The sequence below is a fragment of the Lactobacillus sp. YT155 genome, assembly GCF_030504545.1.
Taxonomy (GTDB): domain Bacteria; phylum Bacillota; class Bacilli; order Lactobacillales; family Lactobacillaceae; genus BQUT01.
In genome coordinates this window covers 228,304-242,060 of record NZ_JAUKWP010000001.1, presented here as the reverse complement: position 1 = coordinate 242,060, position 13,757 = coordinate 228,304, and the positions used below count along the sequence as shown (strand labels likewise).

14 protein-coding genes are annotated in these 13,757 nt (G+C 34.4%); 13 read left to right on the top strand and 1 reads right to left on the bottom strand.

The window, feature by feature from the left end:
• Positions 1-57: 57 nt before the first annotated feature.
• Together Q2T76_RS01270 and Q2T76_RS01265 are read left to right on the top strand one after the other, a co-directional pair.
• Positions 58-720, top strand: a complete 663-nt coding sequence (locus tag Q2T76_RS01270; protein WP_302083366.1) for a CPBP family glutamic-type intramembrane protease — start codon at positions 58-60, stop codon at positions 718-720.
• A 310-nt stretch (positions 721-1,030) separates the two neighbouring features.
• Positions 1,031-2,464 carry a glycoside hydrolase family 1 protein gene (locus Q2T76_RS01265; RefSeq protein WP_302083364.1) on the top strand — a complete coding sequence of 478 codons (1,434 nt, stop codon included), beginning with the start codon at positions 1,031-1,033 and terminating at the stop codon, positions 2,462-2,464.
• A 37-nt stretch (positions 2,465-2,501) separates the two neighbouring features.
• On the opposite strand, the gene Q2T76_RS01260 is transcribed toward Q2T76_RS01265, so the two are convergent.
• Positions 2,502-3,743, bottom strand: coding sequence for a hypothetical protein (locus Q2T76_RS01260; RefSeq protein ID WP_302083362.1), 1,242 nt, complete (start codon positions 3,741-3,743; stop codon positions 2,502-2,504).
• A gap of 252 nt (positions 3,744-3,995) precedes the next feature.
• Here Q2T76_RS01260 and Q2T76_RS01255 point away from each other — a divergent pair, with 252 nt between their 5' ends.
• From Q2T76_RS01255 to ald, 11 genes are all read left to right on the top strand, one after another.
• Positions 3,996-4,733, top strand: coding sequence for a GntR family transcriptional regulator (locus Q2T76_RS01255; RefSeq protein WP_302083360.1), 738 nt, complete (start codon positions 3,996-3,998; stop codon positions 4,731-4,733).
• 1 nt (position 4,734) lies between these two features.
• Positions 4,735-5,433 (top strand): GntR family transcriptional regulator, encoded by a 699-nt coding sequence (locus tag Q2T76_RS01250; RefSeq protein WP_302083902.1) that lies wholly within the window; start codon positions 4,735-4,737, stop codon positions 5,431-5,433.
• 10 nt (positions 5,434-5,443) lie between these two features.
• On the top strand, positions 5,444-5,905 hold the full coding sequence (locus Q2T76_RS01245; protein ID WP_302083359.1) for a PTS sugar transporter subunit IIB: 462 nt from the start codon (positions 5,444-5,446) through the stop codon (positions 5,903-5,905).
• 21 nt (positions 5,906-5,926) lie between these two features.
• Positions 5,927-6,748 (top strand): PTS sugar transporter subunit IIC, encoded by an 822-nt coding sequence (locus Q2T76_RS01240; protein WP_302083357.1) that lies wholly within the window; start codon positions 5,927-5,929, stop codon positions 6,746-6,748.
• On the top strand, positions 6,729-7,550 hold the full coding sequence (locus tag Q2T76_RS01235; protein WP_302083355.1) for a PTS system mannose/fructose/sorbose family transporter subunit IID: 822 nt from the start codon (positions 6,729-6,731) through the stop codon (positions 7,548-7,550). Before Q2T76_RS01240 ends, Q2T76_RS01235 begins: the two co-directional genes overlap by 20 nt.
• Positions 7,551-7,564: 14 nt before the next feature.
• Entirely contained in the window at positions 7,565-8,635 is a 1,071-nt protein-coding gene (locus Q2T76_RS01230; protein WP_302083353.1) for an SIS domain-containing protein, read from the top strand.
• Positions 8,636-8,652: 17 nt separating this feature from the next.
• Positions 8,653-9,648 carry an SIS domain-containing protein gene (locus Q2T76_RS01225; protein ID WP_302083351.1) on the top strand — a complete coding sequence of 332 codons (996 nt, stop codon included), beginning with the start codon at positions 8,653-8,655 and terminating at the stop codon, positions 9,646-9,648.
• Positions 9,649-9,665: 17 nt separating this feature from the next.
• Positions 9,666-10,082 (top strand): PTS sugar transporter subunit IIA, encoded by a 417-nt coding sequence (locus tag Q2T76_RS01220; RefSeq protein ID WP_302083349.1) that lies wholly within the window; start codon positions 9,666-9,668, stop codon positions 10,080-10,082.
• 88 nt (positions 10,083-10,170) lie between these two features.
• On the top strand, positions 10,171-10,752 hold the full coding sequence (locus Q2T76_RS01215) for a peptidylprolyl isomerase (RefSeq protein ID WP_302083347.1): 582 nt from the start codon (positions 10,171-10,173) through the stop codon (positions 10,750-10,752).
• A 246-nt stretch (positions 10,753-10,998) separates the two neighbouring features.
• Positions 10,999-12,354 carry an APC family permease gene (locus Q2T76_RS01210; RefSeq protein ID WP_302083345.1) on the top strand — a complete coding sequence of 452 codons (1,356 nt, stop codon included), beginning with the start codon at positions 10,999-11,001 and terminating at the stop codon, positions 12,352-12,354.
• Positions 12,355-12,573: 219 nt separating this feature from the next.
• Positions 12,574-13,671 carry an alanine dehydrogenase gene (gene ald / locus Q2T76_RS01205; protein ID WP_302083343.1) on the top strand — a complete coding sequence of 366 codons (1,098 nt, stop codon included), beginning with the start codon at positions 12,574-12,576 and terminating at the stop codon, positions 13,669-13,671.
• Positions 13,672-13,757 lie beyond the last annotated feature (86 nt).

Here is a 13,757-nt window from a genome sequence, read left to right as displayed (position 1 = left end):
AATGACAAAAGAGTTCGATGGAACTCTTTTTTTATTCCTATAACTATGAGGTGAAATATGTTTGAAGAAATTCTTCCCAATCAAAAAATCAGACTCTGGCAATGGATGGCTATTCCTATTTTTGTAGCTGTTGGTTATTTAGGATTGGTATTGAACTGGTTTGGAGTTTCATTTCTCTGGTTACCAGTAATAGAATCAATTGGATTATTTGTCGTTTATGGTTGGAAAAACTTCAAACGTTTTTTTAAATTTCCAAAGGCAACGGATTTTGGTTATATTTTCAAAATGATTTTCTTAGCGTTTGGCTTGGCAATTTTAGCAGTGATAATTGGGCGAATACTTGGTTTGAATTTCAATGCTAATCCGATTTTTAATTATGATAAAAGAGCAATTTTAATTAATTTATTGTTCATTTGGATTTCATTGCTTGGTGAAGAATTAATCGTGGCGATGGTTGCTCTACCTATTTATGGAGTAGCAGTGAAGAGAACTTCGACTAAGAATGCTTGGTGGATTGCCTTACTTGTTAGTTCAGTGTTCTTCGGAGCTTTGCATCTACCAACTTACGGTTGGAATTTCTATCATGCGATTGTAGTCATCGGATTAACTCGAATTCCGTTCAGTATGGCTTGGAAGAAGACGGATAGTCTAATGGGTGGGATTTTAGCTCATATTATTTATGATTATGGATTGATTTTATTTGTCTTATTGGTCAGATAAAAAGACTGTCGAATGACAGTCTTTTTTTATAAATCATATATTAGATTAATTTATTCCCTTGAGTGCAGAGTATGATAATTTTTTTAAACCTCATTTCTTTAGGATGTGGTTATATTAAAAAAGCCACCTTAAGCTAACCTTAAAGATAAAAAAATAGTTAAAAATAATAATTGAACATCGAAAAAAATGTGGTAATATAATAAATGTATACGGTTACAACAATTGAAGGTGTTACTTTAATTAGGCATAACTTCACGAAGACAGAACTCTGTTTTCGTGGAGTTTTTTTGTGGAAAGGAATCTATTATTTATGAGTAAATTTAAAAATGATTTTTTGTGGGGTGGCGCAACAGCCGCTAATCAACTTGAAGGAGCATATTTAGAGGATGGAAAAGCCTTGTCAGTTGCTGATGTTTTGCCTGGCGGACCAGATAGATTAAAAATTGCTGCTCAACCAGACTTTGATTGGACAATTGATGAAACTAAATATAAATACCCTAATCATGTGGCGATTGATCATTACCACCGTTTCAAAGAGGATATCGCTTTGTTCGCAGAAATGGGCTTTAAATGTTATCGTTTTTCAATTGCTTGGAGCAGAATCTTCCCTCAAGGAGATGAACAAACTCCCAACGAAGCCGGATTGAAATTCTATGATGAGATGATTGATGAATGTTTGAAATACGATATTGAACCAGTGATTACTATTTCTCATTATGAAATGCCACTCAATCTAATTACTGAATATGGTGGTTGGAAGAATCGTCAATTAATTGATTTCTATAATAAATTTGCTGAAACAGTTTTAACTCGTTGGCACAAAAAAGTTAAGTATTGGATGACATTTAATGAAATTAACAGTGCCGCGCATTTTCCAATTATGAGTCAAGGACTAACTATTTCTAATGGAGCTTTAGATAAGAAGAATGTTTTCCAAGCTTGGCATAATCAATTTGTGGCTTCAGCACACGCAGTTAAATTTGGACATGAACTAGATTCTGATTTGCAAATTGGTTGTATGATTCTTTACGCCACAACTTATAGTTACGATGCTAACCCTATCAACCAATTAGAAAATCTTGAAAGCCAACAAGAATTTAATTACTTCTGTGCTGATGTACAAAGCAGAGGAAAATATCCTGCATATACTGATAGATATATGAAGAAGAACAAAGTTCAATTCAGTGACTTGGAAACTAAACCTGAAGACTTCGAAATTTTGCAACAAGGAACAGTTGATTACATTGGCTTCTCATACTACATGTCAATGGTGACCGATATTACTAATGACGCTGAAAAATCATCTGGTAACTTGATGGATGGTAAAAGAAATCCATTTCTAAAAGAAAGTGAATGGGGCTGGCAAATTGATCCAATCGGATTGAGAATTGCTTTGAATGAATTATATGACCGCTACCAAAAACCATTATTTATCGTTGAAAATGGGTTAGGGGCTAAGGATGAATTTAAGAACAATACGGTAATTGACGACTATCGTATTGACTACTTGAAACAACACATCGATGCTATGGCAGATGCAGTAAGCGATGGCGTAGACTTGATGGGCTACACTCCATGGGGATGTATTGACCTAGTCAGTGCTGGAACCGGACAAATGAGCAAGAGATACGGCTTCATCTACGTAGATCAAGACGATGATGGCAATGGTAATCTCGATAGATATAAGAAGAAATCATTTGATTGGTATAAAAATGTAATTCAAACAAATGGTGAAGAATTATAAATAATAAAAAGCAACTAGCTAAAGGCTAGTTGCTTTTTTATCTCCAGAATTGCCAACCATAACGGAGGTAATTTATTCGATATTCTTTTTCAATTGTCCGAAGGGCTTGTTGACGTTCGGGAGAATTATCGTTTGGATCAAAATATCCGTGGCCGTATTTGCCTTGTTCAATCATTTTAAGAGCTGTCTCTTTCTCCGGTGTTTGTACTGCAAATTTTTTGAAGAGCTTGGGAACAACTTGCAACCAAATTTTCCCAGTAGATTCACCGAAATGATTATAGAGAATGTTGTTAGACTCATAACTAGATGTACTTGAATAGTCTTCGAGTAGTATTTTAATCCAGTTTACGCCATTCAAATTGGCCCAGTAACTACTTCTACCCATACGGACATTCATCTCAAATGCTTTGAAAACATCTTGCTTCGGATCGAAAGTGAAGTCAATATTGGCAAAACCATGATAATTAATATTCTCTAGGAAAGTTCTTACTTGGTCAAAGAGTGCTTGATTATTTGCGGGCATGATGGCGTTGTGGTTGCCAATACCAAAGGGAGTGATATCTTCCATGATTGATTGACCTAATGCCATAGCGCGAACACTTTTATTGTGGTCAACATAAGCAGTCATTGTATATTCAACATTAGTTCCGCCGAGATACTCTTGAAGGGAAAAATCACCAGTGTAGCCATTTGCGTAAGCCTTCTTTAAAACACGGCGAAGTTGTTTTTGATTCTTAATAATATAAACTTTTGCACGTCCGCGAAAGTCGATCTTATACCATTCAACAGAATCATTTGCCTTTAATACGACGGGATAGCCGTATTTAGAGGTTGCCGAATTAACGCCGCTGGCATCTAATGTGGAGGTTTCTGGAACATACAAGCCATTCTGCTGGGCAATTTGATAAAAACTATTCTTATGAATTAACTCGTTAATTTTTGGTTCAGAAACATAAGGAATCACGAAGTCATCTACTAGTTGATCGTAATAATGTGCAATTAGTGGCGGATAGGCATCACCCATACCAAGCAAAATAATTGGACCAGAATGATTGGCGAAGCGTTGTCGAATATTCTCGATACCATCTAAAAAATGTTCCTTTGTATTTAACTTAGGAATAATTGTTACATCACAAAATTTGGAGCTTTCGGTTGGCGATAATTGAGCCGAACCATAGATTATTCCTGGCTTGCCAGTGGCCTCAAAATACATACGTGAAGCACCATAGGCGTTTTCGTCTGTTCCAAAAAAAATTGGAAGTGCATCATATTCAGTCATAATAATCCTCTAACTACATAATATAATCATTCTACTATAGATATAAAACAATAGTAAGTAATTCACAAAGTAACAATAAGAATAAGTGTTAAAAAAATCTTCTTGACTATATTTCTGTAAGCGATTACAATTAACCTGGTATTAAATATTAGATAACCTGTATTTTTTAATCAATAAAAAATGCTAAGTAATACCAGTTTATAAGTACCTTAAAGAAAGATATGGCCTTGTTAAGACCAGTAAGGAGGAGATATGGAATACCGAGAAATTTCACCTACTCTAAAAAGCGAAGAAGATTTGAAATTGCAAGTCAGACGTGGCTTGAGCAGCGGAAAATACGATTTGCCTTCGGAGAGAAGTTTAGCCGAAAAAACCAATATTAGTCGAACTTCAATTCGTAAATCAATTAAAACATTGGAAAGAGAAGACTTGATTAAGAAAGATAGCCGAAAAGGGATGGAAATTAACAAAAAACATACCATTAATTTACTTTCAGCTAAGTCTTTGAGTGATGAGTTAAATATTAAAACTGATCAAGTTAGTACAGTAGTTTTAAACAATGAATTTGTTGAAGGTAATTCCGAAATTATTGAATTTTTAAAAACTAGTAGCTCAATTTTTTGCTTAACAAGAAAAAGATTGATTAATGATGAAATATTCTCATTCGAGCAAGCTTATTTAAATGGTGAACTATTTCCAGGTATTGAAAAAATTAATTTTGAAAATAAATCTTTGTACGAAATTTTAAAAAATAAATATCAAACCATTCCCGAATATGGACATGAAACAATCAATGTAAAAAAATCGGATGATTTTTTATCCTCGATGTTGAACGTAGAATTACAAACACCATTGTTTGAAGTTGTTAGTAAGTCTTTTGACGCTAGTGACCAGCCATTCGAATATAGTACACAATATTTAATTGGCAGTAAGGTTAACTACCGGTTAGAGGCAAAAAATATTTTTGATTATAAGGATGATCTTGAATAAGATGAAAAAATATTTATTTGAAGAAATTGCAAAAGACATAACATCGAGAATACAAAGAAATGAATATAAACCAGGGATGATGATACCTAGCGAAACCGAACTGCAAAAATTGTTTTCGGCAAGTCGTAGTACCGTCAGAAAAGCCCTAGATATTTTAGTCAATAATAATCTGATTATTAAGAAAAATGGGATTGGGGCTTATGTAAAACCTAAAATCACCTCGCAAAACATTCTGAATATGGTTGGAATTATCAAAAGCGACCATGTCGAAGGTAGAAAAGAAGAAATTAAGGAATTTTTTGTAAGAACCGCGGGAGATTATTACGGAGAACTTTTGAATCTCAAAAGTAATGAATTAGTATATTCAATTAAATTAATTCGAATCGAAAAAGATAACAACAAAGTTTTAGAGTATTTTATTTTACCTTTAGACTACTTTACAAACTTGAAACAAAACGATTTGCAACTCATCACCACACTAGAACTTATTAATTCATCAACACCTAAGTTATTCAGTGTTGTGCAAACGTTAAAGATTATGAATGCTACTGATGATTTATCAAAACATTTAAGTGTCCAAGTAGATGCACCTATTTTTAAATTATCCAGTACGTATTTTTCCAAAGACGGAAAACCGATAGCTGTTGTTAGAAGATATGAAGATGCTCTATCAACAGGATTTAAAATAGACTTTAGTTAGGAGAGTAACAATGATTAAATTTTTGAGAGTAGATCACAGATTGTTGCACGGTCAGGTAGCTGTATCTTGGTTTAATGGCTTAGATGTTAATACAATTTTAGTAGCGAATGATAGTGTAGCCACAGATGAATTTAGAAAATCGGCCATTCGAATGGCTAAACCCGATAATGCTAAGTTGGTTATGAAGTCAGTTGCGGAAAGTGTTGAAGCTATCAACTCAGGAGTAACTGATAAATATAATATGTTGGTTGTTGTTGAGTCAGTTGAGGATGCGGCCAAACTAATCAATGAAACTAAAGCAATTGATAGTTTGAACTTAGGCGGTACCAAACAAAGAGAAGGTACTTCTAGTTATTCAAAAGCGGTTAATTTAACAGAGGCTGAAGTAAGCCAACTACATCAATTGCAAGAATCAGGAATTGATGTTTTCATTCAACAAGTTCCAAATGAAAAGAAAGAAACGTTTAAATAGTTGTAAATAAGGAGAGTAATTATGAATGTTTATATTACAGCGTTGTTACTTGCGTTAACAGCAAGTCTTGCAAACGCCGAGTATTTATTCGGATCATCAATGTTATCTCGTCCATTAGTTACTTGTACGATTGCCGGTCTAATAATGGGAGATATTAAGTCTGGAATTATTATGGGAGCAACACTTGAATTGGCCTTTATTGGGTCGTTCTCAATTGGAGCTTCAATTCCACCGGAAATTATTTCTGGAAGTATTTTAGGAACAGCATTTGCTATTGGAGCTGGCAAGAGTACTGCCGTAGCTTTAACTTTAGGAATTCCAATCGCTTCATTAGTACTAGTTGTTAAGAATTTGTTCTTTATTTTCGTATTACCTAACTTTGTACATAAAGCAGATAAATATGCTGAAGAAGGTAATTCTAAAGGAATGGATCGAATGCAATTGCTAGGTGGATTTTTCTCAGTCAACCTTCCAATTGCAACAGTGGTCTTCATTTCGTTTATTGTAGGAAGTCCTGTTATTAAACAAGTTCTTGCTGCTATTCCTCAATTCGTAATTGATGGGTTAGGTATTGCCACTGGACTACTACCAGCATATGGTTTTGCATTACTTCTTAAGATTATGATTAACAAGAATAATGTTGTTTTCTTTATTTTAGGATTTGCTTTAGCCGTTTATATGAAAGTTCCTGTAACGGGTGTTGCAATCTTTGGTGCTTGTTTAGCTCTAGTTTTAACAGGTTATTCATCATTTCATGGAGATAAATCTAAAGGTGATAAACAAGAAGTTGCTACTGAGTCCAATGTGAGTGGAGGTATTGATTATGCAGACGAAGAATTCTAACAAGCTTACAAAAAAAGAACTAATGAAAGTTTTCTGGAGATCTTTTACTTTGGAATGGGCATGGAACTATGAAAGACAATCTAACCTAGGTTATTCATATGCCATTACTCCGGCCTTGAATCGAATTTATAAAGATAAAAAAGAAAAGTTAATTGATGCCTACAAGAGACATCTTGAATTTTATAATGTAACACCTTGGCTAGTAACATTTCCCTTAGGTATTTCAATTGCGATGGAAGAACAAGCTGCTCTAGATGAAAACTTTGATACTGATTCGATTAATAATATTAAAGTTGCATTGATGGGACCTTTGAGTGGTTTGGGTGACTCATTCTTTTGGGGCACTTTAAGGGTTATTGCGACAGGTGTCGGAACATCATTAGCTATGCAAGGAAATATTTTAGGGCCAATTTTGTTCTTGCTTGTCTTCAATATTCCAGCCATTTTGGCTAGATATTATGGATTATTTGTTGGATACAATATTGGTGCTAGCTTTATTGAAAAAGTTCAAAAAACTGGTTTGATGGATAAGCTTACTTATGGAGCTTCAGTACTGGGATTAGCAGTTGTTGGGGCAATGGTTGCAACCATGGTCACTATAAATATGCCAATGAAAATTGGAACTGGTGACGATGCTACAACAATTCAAAGTATCTTTGATGGTATTGTTCCCGGCATTTTACCATTAGCCTTCACAGGAATTATTTTCTGGTTGGATAAAAAAGGATTAAAAGCACATTGGATTTTGCTTTTAATTGCTGCAATTGGAATTCTTGGAGCTTATACAGGAGTTCTTAAATAAGGAGTTTGAAATATATGAAAGATATGGAGTACTACGTCAAAACTGAGCCAGATGTCTATTCTAGTATTTTTAAAAATAGATATCAGTTATTAAAAAATGTTTTGGATGAAGACGTTGATCAATTAAACAAATATGAATCAGTAGTGATTTTTGCTACGGGATCTAGTTCAAACGCTGCTTACTCAGCAGTTCCATTTATGAATAATCAATTACAAATTCCTGTATTTGTAGAAGAGCCATCCTTTAGTGCAAGTTACTCAAAAGGGATTAATCCAAACACTTTGTATATTGCGATTTCTCAAGGTGGACATAGTTATTCAACTATTCATATGGTTGAAACAATCCAACAGGAAAAGGGAACAATTTATACATTAACAAGTGATTTGAATAGCCCAATTGCTAAAGTGAGTGAACATGTGATTGATATGGGCATGGGAATTGAAGAAATGCCATATGTAACTTTGGGATATAGTTCGACAATTTTAATTCTGGATTTGCTTGCTTTAGAAATAGCCAAAAAAGTTAAAACCAGTTCGGATTATGAGAAGAATTTAGCTGAAATTGAGCTAATTATCGACCAAATGCCAAAAGTAATTGAACACTCAGAGAAATGGGCAAAAAAATACTTAGAACAAATTGATTATCAGACAAGAATAATTTTTATTGGTTATGGTTCTGGATATGGAGTTAGCCGAGAAGGTGAAACAAAAGTAACTGAAACTGTGAGAATGACAGCGTTTGGTAAAGAACTAGAAGAGTATATGCATGGTCCTTATTTAGGATTGCATGAAGATGACCAGATTGTATTTATCGAACCACAAGGATTACTTGAAGAACGTGCTGATAAACTGAAGGATTTTCTAAAGGGACATGTACCTAATGTAACTACTCTTTATAAAAATAACCGATCAGAATTGAATGGTTTGGACTTAGTTTTTAACATTGATGTTAATGAATTATTGGCGTCATTATTTATGACCATACCAATCCATTTATTATCATTTAAGGCTTCACAAATAAGAAATATCAATTTGAATTCTAGTGCATTTCCAGAATTCGATGAAATTACCAAATCAAAAATTTAAAGGTGGAAAATAAGAATATGCTAAAATTTGATGAAAAAAAATTATTGGATAACTTACAAGGTGGGCTAGAGCTACGTCCACAAATTAATGAAGTTGTAGATCGCGTTCACAACGAAGGATACTCAAATGTTTGTTGGCTAGGAATTGGTGGAACATATGCTTCTTCAATGCAAGCAGTTGTTCACATGAAAGAAAGATCAGCAATTGAAACATTCTATGAAAATGCAGCAGTATTTTTAACAACAGGTAATAAGCGAGTGACTGACAAAACATTGGTTGTCATTTCCTCTGTTACAGGAAGTACTCAAGAAGTAGTTGATGCAGTAAAAAAATGTAATGAAATTGGTGCTCGTGTGTTTGGATTTATTGACAAGGCGGACGCACCTTTAGCTGAAATGTGTGATTATACAATTTCATATCCATTAAATGAACAAATGAAGTTTTTCATGGTTGCTGATCGACTAATGAATCTTAATGGTGAATATGACGATTATGAAGAATACTATTCACAACTTGATAAGAATTTTGCAAAAGATTTAGTTGAAGTTTATAAAAAAGCCGACGGTTTTGCTGAAAAATTTGCTTTGAAACATCATGAAGATGAGATGCATTATTTTGTAGGTGCAGGAAATCAATGGGGAGCAACTTATTCATATGCAATGTGCTACTGGGAAGAACAACACTGGCTTAAAACTAAATCAATTGAAGCTCAAGAGTTTTTCCATGGAATGTTTGAAATCGTAGAAAGAGATACTCCGGTAACCATCCATGTAACTGAAGATTCACAACGTGCATTGAGTCAACGTGTCGTAGATTTCATTCCTCAGATTTGTGCTAATTATACAGTCATTGATGCAAAGGATTATGATATGCCAGGAATTTCTGAAAAACATCGTGGCAACATCTCTCCATTTATTATCCATGCAGTAAATGATCGTATTGACGTTCATATCGAAAACTTAAATCGTCATCCAATGGAAATCAGACGTTATTACCGTCAACTTGAATACTAAGAAGGGGACGAGCTAATATGACTGCTATCTTTGTATGTACACATGGCAATTCTGCCAGTGAAATGATTAAGTCTGCGGAGATGATTTGTGGAAATCAGATAAATGTTGGTAGTACTCATTTTGAAGTTGGAGAAACTCCAGAGGATTTGCAAACAAGAATAGTTAGCGAATTGTCTAATCTCGATTTGTCTGAAGGAATAATGTTTTTGGTAGATTTAAAAGGTGGAACACCCTTTAATGTAATCATCCAATTAACAAAAAAATATCCTGACAATGAAGTTTTGACGGGAGTTAATATTCCAATGCTATTAGAAGCATTTATTAACAAAGAAAATCTTAATTTGAATGAATTGGCAGAAAAATCATTTCAATCATCTATAAACGGAATTTATCGATATGAGGTAGAAGAAGTTGAAGATGATGAGGATTTTTAAAAGTTGTGACTACGGTCATGACTTTTTTTATTCTAATTAGACTAAATAGTTTATAATGGTTTGAGAAATAAAACAGAGGAGTTTTTAAATGACATATCCACAATTAGATCTTTCCAACGCAACAGGTAGTAAGGCAACAATCAAAACTAATCATGGCGATATCGTAGTACAATTGTTTGATGAACTAGTTCCTAAAACAGCAGAGAACTTTATTAGTTTGGCAAAGAATGGTTATTATGATGGCGTAGTTTTTCACCGTGTTATTCCTGATTTTATGATTCAAGGTGGCGATCCAACCGGAACTGGTGCCGGTGGTGAAAGCATCTATGGAGCAGAATTTGAAGATGAATTTTCAAATCAATTGTTCAATCTAAATGGTGCTCTATCCATGGCCAATGCCGGACCAAATACTAATGGGAGCCAATTCTTTATTGTTTCAAATAAAAATATTGCCGACTCAATGTTGAATCAACTAGAGGGCGCAGGATATCCAGCAGAAATTATTGAAGCTTATCGAAAAGGTGGAACTCCATGGCTAGACCATCGTCATACGGTTTTTGGACAAGTTATCTCTGGGATGGAAGTTGTTCAAGAAATCGAAGGTGTTGCAAGAGATGCTGGGGACAAACCAGAAGAAGATGTAGTAATCGAGACAGTTGAAATAGATTAATCATCAAAAAAGCGTAGTTTTGACTACGCTTTTTTATATTTTCTTTTTCACAAACTAGTCTATTTGAAAAATGAAAGTCCTATAAGGCTAGAGAAACGCCAAAGTGAAGTAATTTACAAAGTTTTCAAACTCAAAAAAAGGTGTTTTTTTTGAGCAAACACTAATATACAATGATTATGAAATCGCTTACAAGTTATAAAGAGCAGGGTTTATTTAATAGTTAGGCAAAATCAAGGAGGCTCATTTATGAAGCTGAAAAAGATCGATAGCCTAGCTCATAATTTAAATGAACGGCCCAAAACTTTAGGCTTGTTTGATTTATCGATTATGGGTATAGGGGCCATTATCGGAACTGGAATTTTAGTGTTAACGGGGATTGTTGCGGCAACAGATGCCGGACCGGGTGTTATATTTTCTTTTTTGATCGCAGCTTTAGCTAGCGGTTTAATTGGATTGTGTTACTCGGAGCTTACAACTTCAATCCCAAGCTCTGGGAGTGCTTATGTTTATACGTGGGTATCAATGGGGCAGACAATTGCGTATTTAACTGGTTGGACAATGTTGGGAGTTTACATCACGACAACATCAACGGTTGCTACGGGTTGGACTGGATACTTCACTTCATTTTTGAATGAAATTGGAATTCATATCCCCAAGGCATTAACGGTGTCGCCATTTAATGGGGGTGTGATTAATCTTCCGGCAGTAGTGGTAGTTTTATTGATTACGCTTTTACTCAGTAGAGGTATGAGTGAGAGTAAAACCGTTAATAATATTTTGGTTTTAGTAAAAATTTTTATTATTCTGTTGTTTATTGTTGTAGGTTTCTTCTATGTGAAACCTGGTAAATGGTCACCAATGCTTCCTTACGGAGTGACTGGTGTATTTAGTGGAGCTTCGACAGTGTTCTTTGCGTTTTTAGGATTTGATGCTTTGGCGACTTCGGCTGAAGAAGCTAAGAATGTTCAAAAGAATTTACCAAGGGCGATTATTATCTCTTTACTAGTCTCTACATTTTTATATGTAATAGTTAGTTTGGTGATGACAGGTGACGTTATTTATAGCAAATTGAATGTCCCTGAAGCAATGTCTTATGTACTAATCACCATACATCAGCCAATGGTTGCTCAAATAATTTCTGCGGGTGCAATTCTAGGGATACTTGCAGTTATTCTGGCGTTTATTTACGCCTCTTCGAATATTGCAATGGCCATGAGTCGAGGTGGTTTTCTTCCTAAGAAACTATCTGAATTGAACGAAAAAACTGGTAGTCCAAATCATTCAATTTGGTTGATTGGGATTATTGCAGCAGTGGGATCTGGATTTTTAGACTTGAAGAACTTGGCAACATTTTCGAATGTTGGTTCAATTTGTGTATTCGCATTGATCTCTTTATCAGTAATCTTAATTCGAAAGAGATACCCAGAATTAAAACGACCTTTTAGAGTTCCTTTTGGAAAAATCATTCCAATTTGTTCGATACTAATTTGTATTTTCCTATTAATTAATTTACCAATAAGTGCTTGGCTTAATTATTTTGGATGGTTAGCAATCGGACTTATTATTTATCTATTGTATTCGATTAGACATGTTGAATATTAATATAGACCAAAAAATTAAATTATTTTTTTCACATTTTAATATGGGGTAAAAGGTAATTAATTGTATTACTGGGATAGTTAATTTATAATATTTTCACAAAGTAACGAAAATTTACTTGTATGTGACAAAGTTGTTAATGATGCATTGCTAAGTTAAAAATTGTGTGATAGCTTAACGATGTAAGCGATTTCAACAAAAATAAGTTTGGAGGAGTTTGTTATGATTATTGGTATTCCTAAGGAAATTAAGAATGAAGAAGAACGTGTCGGTAGTACTCCAGCAGGTGTGTTTAATTTAGTTAAAGCTGGACATACTGTTTTAGTTGAAGCAAATGCTGGTGTTGGTTCTGGTTACACAGATGCCGAATATGAAAAAGCTGGAGCTAAGATTACTTCTGCTGATGAAGCTTGGTCTGCAGAAATGATAATCAAAGTTAAAGAACCATTGCCAGAAGAATATCACTACTTCAGAGAAGACTTAATAATCTATACCTACTTACATTTAGCTGCTGGTAAGGGCTTAACCGATGCCCTTCTTAAGGCAAAAGTTACCGGAATTGGTTATGAAACCATGGTTGGTAAAGATGGCAGCTTGCCATTATTAACACCAATGAGTGAAATTGCTGGTAGAATGTCAGTTCAAATAGGGGCTCATTTCCTAGAACAAAACCATGGTGGTAAAGGAATTATTCTATCGGGAGTGCCGGGTGTTAAACGTGGAGAAGTAGTTATCATTGGTGGTGGTGTCGTTGGTGTCAACGCTGCTAAGATTGCTGTTGGTATGGGTGCTAATGTAACTTTACTTGATATCAATGCTAAACGTTTGGCTGAAATCGAAGATATCTTTGATGGTAAAGTACAAACATTAATGTCAAATCCACAAAATATTGCCGATGCAGTTGAAAAAGCTGATTTAGTTGTTGGTGCCGTATTAATTCCAGGTGCTGCAGCTCCAAAATTAGTTACTGAAGAAATGATTAAGAGTATGGAACCAGGATCTGTTGTGGTTGATATTCCAATTGATCAAGGTGGAATCTTTGAAACATCAACTAAGATTACTAGTCATGATGAACCAACATATGAAATGTATGGTGTTACACATTATACAGTTCCTAATATTCCTGGTGCAGCTCCAAGAACAGGTACTCAAGCATTGAGTGCTGCTACAATTCCATATGCAGTACAAATTGCTAACTTGGGAGTTAAAGAAGCTGCTAAGAACAACACAGTGTTGACAGGAATTAACACTTACCAAGGCAACTTGACTGAAAAAGCTGTTGCCGACAGTTTAGATCTACCATATGTAGAATTTAAATAGATAAAATTTAAAACATCTCAATAAGAGATGTTTTTTTAATTCATATAGCAATACCATCTTATATATAAAGTAAAAAAGAACACATT

What these genes read in the sequence shown, in the direction of transcription:
- Q2T76_RS01210 (WP_302083345.1), top strand. Translation starts at nt 10,999, where the DNA reads ATGAAGCTGAAAAAGATCGATAGCCTAGCTCATAATTTAAATGAACGG.
- Q2T76_RS01270 (WP_302083366.1), top strand. Translation starts at nt 58, where the DNA reads ATGTTTGAAGAAATTCTTCCCAATCAAAAAATCAGACTCTGGCAATGG.
- Q2T76_RS01225 (WP_302083351.1), top strand. Translation starts at nt 8,653, where the DNA reads ATGCTAAAATTTGATGAAAAAAAATTATTGGATAACTTACAAGGTGGG.
- ald (WP_302083343.1), top strand. Translation starts at nt 12,574, where the DNA reads ATGATTATTGGTATTCCTAAGGAAATTAAGAATGAAGAAGAACGTGTC.
- Q2T76_RS01245 (WP_302083359.1), top strand. Translation starts at nt 5,444, where the DNA reads ATGATTAAATTTTTGAGAGTAGATCACAGATTGTTGCACGGTCAGGTA.
- Q2T76_RS01240 (WP_302083357.1), top strand. Translation starts at nt 5,927, where the DNA reads ATGAATGTTTATATTACAGCGTTGTTACTTGCGTTAACAGCAAGTCTT.
- Q2T76_RS01250 (WP_302083902.1), top strand. Translation starts at nt 4,735, where the DNA reads ATGAAAAAATATTTATTTGAAGAAATTGCAAAAGACATAACATCGAGA.
- Q2T76_RS01230 (WP_302083353.1), top strand. Translation starts at nt 7,565, where the DNA reads ATGAAAGATATGGAGTACTACGTCAAAACTGAGCCAGATGTCTATTCT.
- Q2T76_RS01235 (WP_302083355.1), top strand. Translation starts at nt 6,729, where the DNA reads ATGCAGACGAAGAATTCTAACAAGCTTACAAAAAAAGAACTAATGAAA.
- Q2T76_RS01265 (WP_302083364.1), top strand. Translation starts at nt 1,031, where the DNA reads ATGAGTAAATTTAAAAATGATTTTTTGTGGGGTGGCGCAACAGCCGCT.
- Q2T76_RS01220 (WP_302083349.1), top strand. Translation starts at nt 9,666, where the DNA reads ATGACTGCTATCTTTGTATGTACACATGGCAATTCTGCCAGTGAAATG.
- Q2T76_RS01260 (WP_302083362.1), bottom strand. Translation starts at nt 3,743, where the DNA reads ATGACTGAATATGATGCACTTCCAATTTTTTTTGGAACAGACGAAAAC.
- Q2T76_RS01215 (WP_302083347.1), top strand. Translation starts at nt 10,171, where the DNA reads ATGACATATCCACAATTAGATCTTTCCAACGCAACAGGTAGTAAGGCA.
- Q2T76_RS01255 (WP_302083360.1), top strand. Translation starts at nt 3,996, where the DNA reads ATGGAATACCGAGAAATTTCACCTACTCTAAAAAGCGAAGAAGATTTG.